This window comes from Rhizobium changzhiense, from assembly GCF_013087625.1.
Classification (GTDB): domain Bacteria; phylum Pseudomonadota; class Alphaproteobacteria; order Rhizobiales; family Rhizobiaceae; genus Rhizobium; species Rhizobium sophorae.
The window spans coordinates 544,561-556,676 of record NZ_JABFCQ010000002.1; the positions used below are offsets into that span (position 1 = coordinate 544,561).

Annotated in this window: 14 protein-coding genes and 1 tRNA gene; 9 read left to right on the forward strand and 6 right to left on the reverse strand. The window is 59.6% G+C overall.

Going from position 1 to position 12,116, the window contains the following annotated elements; genetic code table 11:
• Positions 1-61: 61 nt before the first annotated feature.
• Positions 62-445, reverse strand: a complete 384-nt coding sequence (locus tag G9X68_RS12045) for a hypothetical protein (protein WP_171602549.1) — start codon at positions 443-445, stop codon at positions 62-64.
• A 62-nt stretch (positions 446-507) separates the two neighbouring features.
• The gene (locus G9X68_RS12050) at positions 508-1,707 is read right to left on the reverse strand and encodes an acyltransferase family protein (protein ID WP_171602550.1); all 1,200 of its coding nucleotides are present in this window, start codon (positions 1,705-1,707) and stop codon (positions 508-510) included.
• Positions 1,708-2,009: 302 nt separating this feature from the next.
• Here G9X68_RS12050 and G9X68_RS12055 point away from each other — a divergent pair, with 302 nt between their 5' ends.
• Both G9X68_RS12055 and G9X68_RS12060 read left to right on the forward strand, forming a co-directional pair.
• Complete coding sequence (locus G9X68_RS12055; protein WP_003539916.1) at positions 2,010-2,774, forward strand: DUF599 domain-containing protein; 765 nt, start codon at positions 2,010-2,012, stop codon at positions 2,772-2,774.
• Entirely contained in the window at positions 2,774-3,763 is a 990-nt protein-coding gene (locus tag G9X68_RS12060; RefSeq protein WP_171602551.1) for a heparan-alpha-glucosaminide N-acetyltransferase, read from the forward strand. Before G9X68_RS12055 ends, G9X68_RS12060 begins: the two co-directional genes overlap by 1 nt.
• Before the next feature lie 27 nt (positions 3,764-3,790).
• Here G9X68_RS12060 and G9X68_RS12065 read toward each other — a convergent pair whose 3' ends face one another.
• Together G9X68_RS12065 and mgtE are read right to left on the reverse strand one after the other, a co-directional pair.
• Positions 3,791-4,183 carry a MerR family transcriptional regulator gene (locus tag G9X68_RS12065; RefSeq protein WP_168311362.1) on the reverse strand — a complete coding sequence of 131 codons (393 nt, stop codon included), beginning with the start codon at positions 4,181-4,183 and terminating at the stop codon, positions 3,791-3,793.
• Positions 4,184-4,246: 63 nt separating this feature from the next.
• A complete protein-coding gene (gene mgtE / locus G9X68_RS12070; RefSeq protein WP_168311363.1) occupies positions 4,247-5,662 on the reverse strand; it encodes a magnesium transporter in 1,416 nt (471 codons plus the stop codon).
• A gap of 242 nt (positions 5,663-5,904) precedes the next feature.
• Between mgtE and G9X68_RS12075 the strand changes: the two genes are divergently transcribed.
• The 3 genes from G9X68_RS12075 (at position 5,905) to G9X68_RS12085 (ending at position 7,684) form a co-directional block, all read left to right on the forward strand.
• Positions 5,905-6,399, forward strand: a complete 495-nt coding sequence (locus G9X68_RS12075; protein ID WP_171602552.1) for a peptide deformylase — start codon at positions 5,905-5,907, stop codon at positions 6,397-6,399.
• Positions 6,400-6,482: 83 nt separating this feature from the next.
• The gene (locus G9X68_RS12080) at positions 6,483-7,001 is read left to right on the forward strand and encodes a BON domain-containing protein (RefSeq protein ID WP_171602553.1); all 519 of its coding nucleotides are present in this window, start codon (positions 6,483-6,485) and stop codon (positions 6,999-7,001) included.
• A gap of 317 nt (positions 7,002-7,318) precedes the next feature.
• Positions 7,319-7,684 (forward strand): hypothetical protein, encoded by a 366-nt coding sequence (locus tag G9X68_RS12085; protein WP_171602554.1) that lies wholly within the window; start codon positions 7,319-7,321, stop codon positions 7,682-7,684.
• A gap of 110 nt (positions 7,685-7,794) precedes the next feature.
• On the opposite strand, the gene G9X68_RS12090 is transcribed toward G9X68_RS12085, so the two are convergent.
• The gene (locus G9X68_RS12090; protein WP_171602555.1) at positions 7,795-8,151 is read right to left on the reverse strand and encodes a winged helix-turn-helix transcriptional regulator; all 357 of its coding nucleotides are present in this window, start codon (positions 8,149-8,151) and stop codon (positions 7,795-7,797) included.
• Positions 8,152-8,279: 128 nt separating this feature from the next.
• Here G9X68_RS12090 and G9X68_RS12095 point away from each other — a divergent pair, with 128 nt between their 5' ends.
• Positions 8,280-9,158 (forward strand): NAD(P)-dependent oxidoreductase, encoded by an 879-nt coding sequence (locus tag G9X68_RS12095; RefSeq protein ID WP_171602556.1) that lies wholly within the window; start codon positions 8,280-8,282, stop codon positions 9,156-9,158.
• A 116-nt stretch (positions 9,159-9,274) separates the two neighbouring features.
• Here G9X68_RS12095 and G9X68_RS12100 read toward each other — a convergent pair.
• A tRNA-Leu gene (locus tag G9X68_RS12100) sits at positions 9,275-9,359 on the reverse strand.
• A 182-nt stretch (positions 9,360-9,541) separates the two neighbouring features.
• Between G9X68_RS12100 and lipB the strand changes: the two genes are divergently transcribed.
• The 3 genes from lipB to G9X68_RS12115 all read left to right on the forward strand — a co-directional run bounded on the left by lipB (position 9,542) and on the right by G9X68_RS12115 (position 12,059).
• Entirely contained in the window at positions 9,542-10,261 is a 720-nt protein-coding gene (gene lipB / locus G9X68_RS12105; RefSeq protein WP_171602557.1) for a lipoyl(octanoyl) transferase LipB, read from the forward strand.
• Positions 10,262-10,336: 75 nt separating this feature from the next.
• On the forward strand, positions 10,337-11,257 hold the full coding sequence (locus G9X68_RS12110; protein ID WP_171602558.1) for a DMT family transporter: 921 nt from the start codon (positions 10,337-10,339) through the stop codon (positions 11,255-11,257).
• A gap of 97 nt (positions 11,258-11,354) precedes the next feature.
• Positions 11,355-12,059, forward strand: coding sequence for a hypothetical protein (locus tag G9X68_RS12115; RefSeq protein WP_171602559.1), 705 nt, complete (start codon positions 11,355-11,357; stop codon positions 12,057-12,059).
• Positions 12,060-12,116 lie beyond the last annotated feature (57 nt).

Here is a 12,116-nt window from a genome sequence, read left to right on the forward strand (position 1 = left end):
CAGCACAGACGCAGTCAAGCGTCTGACGCGAACCGTAGGCATGCTCAAAAATGGATTGAGATCAGGCTTTCGGAGGTCGGGCCGGAGGCTCGACGAGCGCGGACATCAGTTGCGACGTCGGCAAGAGGTCGTAGCGGTGGGACTGCCATTCAATGGCGAACGACCAACCGTGACTCTCGGGAGCGTGGGCCGAGATCGAGGTCGTGCAAACCAGGGCCAGGGGGCATCCCTTGTCGCAATCCGGCTTGACAGGCTGCTCGTCCGGGCAGCAGGGCATATCTTTCGCCATCTGCATGCCGGGCATGGCGCTTGCCATACCCTCCATCGTTGCGGCACCCGAAGACGCCATAGCACTGCCGGCCAGCCCGATGCTCATCGGACCGATAACGATCGCGAGCATGGCGACAAACAAGAGCAGTCGATGAATGACAAGCGCACCTTTCATGTTCGCGAACTTATCCTCAGGCAAAACAATTTGAAAGTGGGTCACACAAACGTGCATCTGCGCTATGCGCGAAGCTTCTCGTCGCGATCATCTTGAATGATCGTGCCATCGGCTCCATCCCGGGGTTCGGCCGCCGTTGAGATTTGTCGTTGATCGGCCTTGGCTGACGTTGCGCCGCTCAGCAGGCGCTTTTCGATCTCCTGCAGGTCGAGTATTGCGCGGTCCATTTGGTCGGCCGGAGTTTTGCGCGAAACCAGACGCCGGCGATTATCCTGCCATAGCCGGACCAGCAGCCGCCGGCCTGGAACCTCTATCGTCTCGTGGATGAACCATGCCCCAACCACCGCAACGCAAAGCGTCACCACGACGAGCGCCGGTTCGGGCATCAAGGCATCAAAAGTCAGACGCGCCAGGAACATGATGGGGACATGGAAAAGGTAAAGTGAAAAACTGATCTTTCCGAAAAACCGTACTGGTGCAGCTGCCAGGACACGGGCAGAGATGGGAGGCTGTCGAGCGACGAGCCCGACAATGACGGCTGCGGCCACCGCACTTTGCAGGCCCCAGAATTCAGGGGAAAAGCCGGGCAAGATATGTCGGTAAGCGAAGAACACCGCCAGGAGGAAAAGCGTTGAAACTCCTGTGAGCGCAGATGGAATCCAGCTCTTCCAGTAGGAATGCATCATTCCGGCAAGTGCGCCGAAAAGAAAATACGGGAGCTTGGAGACGAGCATTATTCCCGGGCCAGGCAATTCAACCAGGCCATCCACGACGACGACCACGGTGAGGCCCACAATCATTCCGCTATAGCGGTGCGGCTGGGCCAAGCAAAGCCACAGGACGGGGAAGAGCAGATAGAATTGGATTTCGGGTGGTATCGACCAGAAAACGCCACTCGAGCCGAGAAGAAAGACATGACGGACAAAATCCGTGCTGCCAACGATCGGCTGAACAAAATCTAGATTTTGCATGCTCGACAGCATCGCCACAAAAATGACGGCCACCAGATAAACCGGATAGACTCGGGCAAAGCGGCTCACAAGAAAATCAAGCACGTTTTCTCTCGTGAGCGGCCGTGAGCCGTAGAGATGAGCCATCAGGAAGCCGCTGAGAGCAAAAAACAAACCGACAGCTTCGTCGCCCAGTGTCACGAGATGCGGAGCTGTGATCGGAAAGATAAAGCCAATATGGGCTTCAACGACCAGAAGCGCAGCGACACCGCGCAGGCCATCGAGACTGGGAATGTAATCCGGCCGGCTCATCGGTCACTTTTGAATCAGGTGTTCAGGACAGTCCTGAACAATTTGGCCATCACAACTTTACAAGCGGTTAACACGGTAGCTCGTCTACCGGTTGCCATGCAGGCCCGATTGACAAGACGGATTTCGGCGCTCCCTCCAGAAGAGGCCGGTCGGCTATCCACAAAGCCTTGTCGTTTCCCGACGGCTCGATTATGCCGAACTGCCGGATGGCCGAAAGCCCGCGTAAAGCCGCCGAACTCGGCCATGCGGCATAATCCGACTTGCGGCATAGTGGCCGCGTTCATGCGGAGACGGAATCACTGATGACGACGGCGGATTATATCGCTCTGGCTTTCTTTGCCTTTGTCTGGATGGGCTATTCCTGGCTGCTGCACGGCCGTACCTTCTTCGGGCGCACCAGCCTGACCCATGCGATGACCGAACGGCGCCGGGAATGGATTTACAATTCGCTGCGCCGCGACCTGAAGATGATCGACACGCAGATCATGGCCGGCCTGCAGAACGGCACCGCCTTCTTCGCTTCGACTTCGATCTTCGCGATCGGCAGCTGCTTTGCTTTGCTCGGCGCGACGGAGAAGGTCGACGCCGTCTTCGCCGACCTGCCCTTCGTCTTCCATGGCGGCCATGCCGTCTTCGAGATGAAGGTCGGCGGCCTGGCAGCGCTTTTCGGCTATGCCTTCTTCAAATTCGGCTGGTCCTACCGGCTGTTCAACTACTGCACCATCCTCTTCGGCTCGATCCCGATGATGCGTGACACCGAGCGCGACATCATCGCCGCCGAGCGGGCGGCCGAACGCGTCATCCGCATGAATGTCATTGCCGGCAGCAATTTCAACGAGGGCCTCAGAGCGATCTTCCTGTCGATCGGCTATCTCGGCTGGTTCATCAACCCCTATGTCTTCATGCTGACGACGGCGATCGTCATCTTCGTGCTGACACGCCGGCAATTTTTCTCGCAAGCGCGACTGGCGATTATGGATACCGGCCCGCCATCAAATCTCCACCTTTCTGCTATTCGCCGCGATAGGCCGTCGAGCGACGGAAATGATTTGTCCGAGGGACTTTGATGACATTGCCGGAAAGGGAAGCCGACGCGGCGGCAAAACCGCCGCGCATCGGTCTATTGGATACAGCGCGCGGCGTCGCGCTGATCGCCATGGCGAGCTACCATTTCAGCTGGGACATGGAGTTCATGGGCTATCTCGCGCCAGGCACAGCCGAGACCGGCTGGCTGAAGATCTATGCCCGGGCGATCGCCACCACCTTTCTCTTCATCGTCGGCATCAGCCTGGTGTTGTCGAGCACGCCCGAGATTCGCTGGCCCTCCTTCTGGAAGCGCTTCGGCATGATCGCCGCGGCAGCCGCGCTCATCTCGATCGCCACGCGGATCGCGATGCCGAACGAGTGGATCTATTTCGGCATCCTGCATTGTATCGCGGTGCTCACGCTCATCGGCGTCGTTTTTTTGAGACTGCCGCTCGCCTTCACGCTTGTCGCCACGCTGGTGCTCTTTGCCGCCTGGATCACCGATAATTTCGGGCCACCCGGCCTGCTTCGCTCATCCTTCTTCGATCCGCGATATCTCGCCTGGATCGGTCTTGCCGTGACGCCGGAACGGTCCAACGACTACGTCCCGCTGTTCCCCTGGGCAACGCCCTTCTTCGCTGGATTGAGTATCGCCTCGATCGCCATCAGAACCAGGCTGCCGCAACGGCTTGCCGCCATCGGCACCGGCTCCTGGTGGTCGGCAAGGCTCGGCCGCCATAGCCTTGCCTTCTATCTTATCCACCAGCCGGTGTTGATCGGCATCGCCTATGGGATTTCCCTCGTCATCCCGCCGCAAGCCCCTGATCCGGTCGCAACTTACCTAAGGCAATGCAACGCCTCTTGCGTCATGCAGCAAGGCGAAGCGCTCTGCCACAGCTTCTGCCAGTGCACGCTGGGGAAATTGCAGGCGCAAGCCCTGTTCACGCCGCTGCAGGCGGGCGCGATCGATATACAGAACGACAAGCGGGTTCAGACGATCGCCGCCGAATGCAGCGCCGAGGCGCAATAAAGGCCGGCAATCGCTCTGCGGCGCTTTTCAGGTGTTGACGCCGATTTCGGCGAGGCGGCCGAGGCAAGTCTCTTCGATAGAGTCGAGTTCCGCCAGCGTGTCGTCGATATCCTTGCGCTTCTGGCGCAGGTCGTCGCGCTTCTCGTCGACGCGCTTCATCAGGAGTTTCAGCTGGCCGAGTTCGCCCGGCGGCTCTTTGTAGACCTGGATGATCTCGCGGATCTCCGCGATGGTGAAGCCGATGCGCCGGCCGCGCAGGATTTCCCCGATCAGCCGCCGGTCGGCTTGCCGGAACAGACGCGTGCGCCCGCGCCGCTCCGGGTGGATCAATCCCTCGTCCTCGTAGAAGCGGAGCGTGCGCGTCGAGACCCCGAATTCCCGCGTCAGCTCCGTTATGCTATAAAACTTGTTCACCGGCATGTGTTCCCCGTCGTCGGACAGACGATAATATTGACTTTTACGTAATAGTCAATTTTGAGCGGTTCAGATGCCGAACCACCAGGTGGCGATGCCGAGAAAGGCGAAGAAGCCGGTACAGTCCGTCACCGTCGTGACGAAGACGGAAGAGGCGATCGCCGGGTCGGCCCCCATCTTGTCGAGCAGCAGCGGCAGCAGGATGCCGGCAAGGGCTGCCGCTATCAGATTGATGATCATCGCCGCCGCAATCACCCCGCCGAGCTGGTAGTCGTGGAACCAGGTGCCGGCGATCGCGCCCATGATCGTCGCGAAGACGATGCCGTTGAGGATGCCAACGCCCGCCTCCCTGCGGATGATGCGGCCGGCATTGTAGATGTCGAGATCGCGGGTGGCGAGCGCGCGCACCGTCACCGTCATCGTCTGCGTGCCGGCATTGCCGCCCATCGACGCGACGATCGGCATCAGCACCGCAAGCGCGATCATCTTCTCGATCGATGCATCGAACAGGCCGATGACGCTTGCCGACAGCATCGCAGTGCCGAGGTTGATCAAAAGCCACAGGAAGCGCGAACGCACCGTCGAGAGCACATTGTCCGACAGCTCTTCGTCGCCGACGCCGCCGAGGCGCTTGATGTCCTCGTCCGCCTCCTCGTGGATAACGTCGACCACGTCGTCGATGGTCAGCACGCCGACCAGCCGGCCGTTTTCGTCGACGACGGCGGCCGAGAGAAGGTCGTATTGCTCGAAGAGTTGGGCCGCCTCCTCCTGGTCCATCTCAGCCGGAACCGGATGGTTGGTCTCACGCATGATCTGCTCGATCTTCGTCTGCCGCTTGGTGCGCAGGATCTGGTCGAGATCGACGGCGCCAAGCAGCTTGAAGGTCGGATCGATGACGAAGATCTGCGAGAAGGAATAGGGCAGATCCTCTTCATCGCGCATGTAGTCGATCGTCTGGCCGACCGTCCAAAATGGAGGCACGGCGACGAATTCCGTCTGCATGCGGCGCCCGGCCGAGCTTTCGGGATAGTCGAGCGCCCGGCGCAGCCGCACTCGCTCGGTGAACGGCAGCTGGGCGAGGATCTCTTCCCGATCCTCCTTGTCGAGGTCTTCGAGAATGTAGACGGCATCGTCCGAATCAAGCTCACCGATGGCTGCCGCAATCTGCTCGTTCGGCATCTGGTCGACGATTTCGCGGCGGATCGCCTCGTCGACCTCGGTCAGCGCCGTCATGTCGAAATCGTCGCCGAGCAGGCGCACTAGCGCCAGGCGCTGATCCGGCTGGATCGATTCCAGCAGGTCGCCTATTTCGGATTCATGCAGGCGGGCAACATTCTGGCGCAGGAACAGCGTATCGCGGTCGGCGATCGCGGCACCCACGAGCGCCAGGAAATCGCCGCGGACATTGCCGTCCTCGTCGTAGATATCGGCTTCCTCGTCATCGGGACGCCTGCGAATACGGTCGTCCCCATCGGTCGTCGTCATCTGCCGCCCTCGCATCTGGTTCGAATTTCAACGACTGCCGCGCCGCATTCGCAAATGTCGGCCGAAAACACATTATCAACAAGCGGATAAGCGAATCCCGCGCGAGGCTCCCGCAACCGGAATTCTTGGCCCCTGCTAGCCCAAAGCATCCGTGTCGTAAAGCGGCAAACCTTGCTTCATGATGACAATGCCCACGGCCGGCGATAGTTTCCTCACCCGTCCACGCAGAGGAAGCCCGCCCCATGCCCATCCGTCCGATTCTGCGTTATCCGCATCCGGGCCTGAGGACTGTCTGCGCGCCGGTGACGGTCTTCGATTCCTCGCTCACAGCACTCGCCGATGACCTGCTGGCGACGATGCGCGCAGCCCCAGGCGTCGGCATCACCGCCGCCCATATCGGCGTCTTCAGCCGTGTCACGGTGCTGGAACTCGACAAGGCCGACGGCGTGCGCCTTTACGTCAATCCTCATATCACCTGGTTTTCGAAGGAAACGATGAGCCATGCCGAAGGCAGCGTCTCGATGCCCGGCGCGACGGACGAGATCACCCGCCCGCGGGCGATCCGCTTCCGCTATCAGGATGCTGAGGGCGCCGTGCACGAGGACGCTGCGGAAGATTTCCTCGCAATCTGCATCCAGCACGAAGTCGACCAGCTCGACGGCATTTTCTGGCTGCAGCGCCTCTCACGGCTGAAGCGCGACCGTCTCGTGAAGAAATGGGAGAAGGCCCAGGGCTGACAATCACGGCCGACAAATCACCGTCCATGCCGAACCATTCGCCGCTGCCGGCGTTTCCAGCAGAGAAACAAGGAGCAAATGCAATGGCAAGGATCGGTGACAAGACCCAGTTTTCCCGGGAGAAGCCTGAGCTTTCCCGGGAGGAAGATTATCGCGACCTCGAAGAGCGCAATCTCGACGAAGGCTGGCCCTATGCCGATGGCAGCGGCGCCGGCACCGGCGGCCCGGAAAATCGTCCTTACGGCGAGACCGCGGCCAATTTCGACAGCGATCCCAACAAAGGCTTCCGGATAGATGGCACGGATGAAGACGGCAACGAGAACCGCCTGAGAGATTCGCTGCGCGCCGATATGATCGACCGTGATGAAAGCGACGACCTCGAAGCGCGGGTGAACGACAATCTCGAAAACATTCCCGAGGTCGATATCGACAGCGTCGAGGTTCATGCAGACGGTCACGTCGTTACCCTGGAAGGATCGGTGGAGACGATCGGCATCGCCCGCAAGGTCGAACTCGGCGCGCTTTCGGTCGACGGCGTCCATCATGTCCGCAATAAGTTGCAGCTGACCGGTGTCGACGCGCATATCCCGAACGAAGACTGACTTCACGCAAAGGCGGAGATTATCAACGGGAGGCGGCGGCCGCCTCCCTGACGAGCCCTCTCAACATTACCAAAAGTTAACAATTTACGATTGTAGCACCAGCTGTCTTATTCACGAGACCAATCGCCAATTTCTGTTAGGCGGCTTCTGTCACGAGAGCGTCAATTCCGTTGACAACACTGTGATTTCATTCGGACAAATGGTCGCGGCTGTGTCGCCGTATTATCACAAAATTGCCTGAATTGGGGCGCGAACTCGTGAGTGCCGAGGGTTAATTTTTGTTGTGGAATTCAACAGCAGATTGAGGAGATAGACCCATGCGCATCAAATTTGCCCTTGCCGCGTCCCTGTTCGCCGTCAGCCTTGCAGGCGCTGCCTTCGCCCAGCCGACCTATTCCAGCGACTACACCAACGACAGCGACGGCTTTGCTCCGAGCCCGGTCGCAAAGCCGGCTCCGGTCCACTACAGCAGCCGCAAGGCGCCGGCCTATTCCAGCGACTACACCAATGATAGCGACGGCTTTGCCCCAAGCGCCATGGCGGCTCCTGTCGTCGACAAGAGCGCAACGGCCAGTATCAACCCCCTGCCCCCATGCCACAGCATGATTGGCCCGAAGGGCTCCCACACCAAGGGTGCAGACAGCGGCGCCTCCCGCACCGAGGCATGCCGCGCAACGCATTGATTGGCAGAAAGAAAGGGCCGAAATCGGCCCTTTCTTTCGTGCATTCGTCTGCCCGTTGGCACCGCAACTCTCACGAAATTGCCGTCTGCTTTTCGCTTCTACCTGACGTTTTACAATGATGCAGGAGTTGCATAGACTTGGGTCGAAGCCTCGGCGACAGGGCTAAATTGCTCGGCCCAACGACATAGGGCGTCGGCTGCGGTGTTGAGCGCTATGCCGCGCTCCGTTAGCGAATAGACGACCTTCGCCGGCAATTCCGGATAGACTTTTCGATCGACAAGTCCGTCAGCCTCCAATTCGCGCAACTGCTGCGCCAGCATCTTTTCACTGATCTCGGGAATCGCCTGCCTCAGCCGGCCGAACCTGCGCGACGCCGTTCCTAGCTCGCAAAGGATATCCACTTTCCACTTGCCTTCGATCATCTTGATCGCGGCCGCGAAGCCGCAATTATCCGTGGGCTTGCTCATGATGTCCTCCTAACCGTCCGGTAACCACTTACGCCTCGGTGTGTATTGTGCGCCGCGCATCCCTCCATAACCTTTGCCCGTGGTGACAAGAGCACGGCGCATCGCGCCAATGGATATGGAGTGTAGTCATGAAGCCTGCAATCAGCATTTTGGGGACGGGACGTATGGGATCGGCGCTAGCCCGCGCCTTGGTCCGGGCGGGGTATCGCACAACGGTCTGGAACAGGACGAAACAAAAGGCCGAGCCCTTGGCCGCGATCGGCGCCACCGTTGCGGCGTCCGTCCTGGAGGCTATTCAGGCCGCACAGATCATCATCGTGAACGTCAGCGACTACACTGCAACCGCCGCACTTCTGCGCAACGAGTCCATAGCGTCAGCCATTCGCGACAAGTTGGTTGTGGAACTCACGTCAGGAACGCCGCATGGTGCACGCGAAGCAAGCCATTGGATCGTTGAGCGTGGGGCCAGGTACCTCGATGGGGCGATCATGGCCACTCCGGACTTCATCGGCACGGATGGTGGCACGATACTGCTTTCCGGACCAAGAGAGGTCTTCGATTCAAACAGGGACGTCTTTCAGGCACTCAGCGGCAATGCCCAGCATATCGGGGAGGAGCCAGGTCTCGCCAACGCACTTGATAGCGCGTTGCTGGCCCTGATGTGGGGTGCACTGTTCGGAACGCTGAACGCGATCGCCGTCTCTCAAGCCGAGAGGATAGACCTCGGTGAGTTGGCACGGCAATGGACCGCGACAGCGCCCGTCGTCGAAGGATTGGTTGCCGACCTTATCAAACGGACCAGCGCTGGACGTTTTGCCAGCGATGACGAAACACTCTCATCGATCTCGCCGCACTACGGCGCCTTCCAGCATCTTCTGGAACTGATGGAAGCGCGCAAGATCGACCGTTCGGTGGTCGACGGCTATGATAAGATCTTCCGGCGAGCGATCGCATCCGGCCATTTGCATGATGACTTCGCCGCACTATCGCAATTCATGAAGGAGTAAAGAACGTTCGGCATGCAGCCATCGCGGACATCTGCGCTCGACGAGATATCCGCAGAAATAAAGGCATAAAAAAACCTCGTAGAACCAAATGGTCACGAGGGTTTTTTAAACACTTTTGGTGCGGTCGAGAAGACTCGAACTTCCACGGGTTGCCCCACAGCGACCTCAACGCTGCGCGTCTACCAATTCCGCCACGACCGCATCGTGGTAGGTGCCGATTTGCGTCGGCGGGGCAGCATGTACCAAAAGCATCTGGGGTGCACAAGGGCGATATGACAGTTTTTTTTAAAACCGCTCACGTCATTTGAATTGCCTCCGAAACGGGTCCATATAGCTGTCCTGCCGCCACCTTTTTCGCTGTCGTTGCAGCGGAGCGGCAAGGAATGGCCATGCTTCGTACCGATCTCGAATTCTCCATGCTTCCGCAACTCGGCACCCGGCCGGTGCGCTGGCGCATCGCCGATGGCCTCGTTCCCTATGTAGAGGCGGTGGAGACTATGGAGCGCGAGGTGGCGGCGATATCAGATGGCGGCGATGAGCTTGTCTGGCTCGTCGAGCATCCGCCGCTCTATACCGCCGGCACCAGTGCCAATGCCAAAGACCTCGTCCAGCCCGACCGTTTTCCGGTCTTTGCGACAGGACGCGGCGGCGAATATACCTATCATGGACCCGGCCAGCGCGTTGCCTACGTCATGCTCGACCTGAAACGGCGGCGCCAGGATGTGCGTGCCTTCGTCGCTGCGCTGGAGGATGTCGTCATCCGCACGCTTGACATGATGAACGTGCGCGGCGAACGGCGCGAGGATCGCGTCGGCGTCTGGGTGCGCCGGCCGGAAAAGCCGTTGCTGGCCAATGGGACGATGGCCGAGGACAAGATCGCCGCCCTCGGCATCAGGCTGCGGAAATGGGTGACCTTCCATGGCCTGTCGCTCAACGTCGATCCCGATCTCGATCACTTCGGCGGCATCGTGCCCTGCGGGATATCAGCCTATGGGGTCACCAGCCTCGTCGATCTCGGCCTGCCTGTCATGATGGCGGACGCCGATATTAGGCTGCGCGCCGCCTTCGAACAGATTTTCGGCGAAACGGCGAACGAAGTCTGACCTCTTCGCGGTGCTCGGCTTGATCGCCCGCCCCTGCCGTGGTTGATGGCATGATCCTCGCAAGAATCAGCAGCCATGTCAGAGCCCCATCAAAATCACCTGCAGGGCATGGCCATCATGGCTGGCGCCATGTTCATTCTGCCGACCATGGATGCTATCGCCAAATATATGGCGACCTTCGAGGCGATGTCGCCGGGTCAGGTCACCTTCTACCGATTCTTCTTCCAGATCGCCTGCACCCTGCCGATTCTCTTTGCCCTTTTCGGGCTGAAGGCGCTCTCGGCCAAACGGCCGTGGATGAACCTGCTACGCGGTGTGCTGCATGGTGCTGCAAGCCTGCTGTTCTTCGTTGCCGTCAAATACATGCCGCTTGCCGATGTCTTCGCCATCTATTTCGTCGAGCCCTTCATGCTGACCGCCCTGTCGGCGCTGTTTCTCGGTGACAAAGTCGGCTGGCGGCGCTGGACGGCGATCGTCGTCGGTTTCGGCGGCGCGATGATCGTCATTCAGCCGAGCTACGAGATTTTTGGCCTGAAGGCGCTGCTGCCGGTCGCCTGCGCCTTTCTGTTCTCGCTCTATCTCTTCCTCAACCGCGCCATCGGCGAGGCCGATTCGCCACTGACCATGCAGACGATGGCCGGCATCGGCGGAACGGTCTTCATGGCGGCCGCCCTTCTTCTCGGCAACAGTTCCGGCAATGCCGATTTTGCCGTCTCTCTGCCCTCCTCCAGCCTCGGCCTAATTCTGCTTCTCGCCCTTGGCTCGATCTCGGGATATGCGCATATGCTCGTGGTCCGGGCTTTCCGGCTCGCGCCGCTGTCGCTGCTTGCGCCGTTCCAGTACTTCGAGATCATCTCGGCGACCGTTCTCGGCTATGCGCTGTTCAACGATTTCCCGAGCTTTTCCAAATGGATTGGCATCTTCATCATCGTTGCTTCAGGCCTCTTCATCATCTGGCGCGAGCGGCTGCAGGCGCAATCGTTAAAATCTTCCTGACCCCGGGGATATCGGGTTAACTCCTCTTCTTGAGGGATCGTCAATTCGCAGGCGGTAAAACTGTCTCCGGTTTCATGATGAAGCCTGGAGTTAAAACATGAGCGAATTTCGTCTCGCTTTTCCGGCCTGTGTGGTGGCCGGCAAGCATCGGCTGACGGCCGAAGATATAGTATTGCTGCGCAAACATAGTTTTCCCGAGGGTATCCGGACATCCGACGATGTCGTGGCGATGTTGGCGCTCAACAATTCCTGCCCTGAAAAATGTGCCGACTGGAACGCTTTCTTCGTGGAGCAGCTCGCCGGTTTCATTGTCCATTACACCTATCCGCAGGGCTCGCTGGATGAAATCAATGTCGCCTGGATCATGCGCATGTTCACGACCGATGGTGTCGTCAACTCGGCGCTCGAGCTCGAACTCATTCTCCACGTCATGGAGGTTTCGGCCAACGTTCCCGGTGAGTTGAGAGCGCTCGCCCTCGATCAGCTCCGCCTGGCGATCACCGACAATATCGGTGGCTACAAGCTGTCGCGCGCCATCGATCGCCGGAGCATCACCCGCCAGGACGTCGATTACGCGATGCGCTTATTCAGAAGCGTCGCCGAAGGCGGCATCATCCCGGTCTCGTCGATCGAATACGGCGTCCTCCAGCAGATTGAGCAGGCAACGCTCGCCGGTGCCAATCATCCGCATTGGGCGGGGATCATGGCCGCCGTCGAGCTGCGCGACTATGCCGAGCCGCGGCGCAGCCGCTGGCTGCGCATCGTCGACGAGGAACCCGTCGCAGGAGCTGCCGTCGCCTGACGCTCCGCAAGCCTGATTGTGCGTTCCGGTGTTTTGTGCGTAAAACTCCGGGATGCA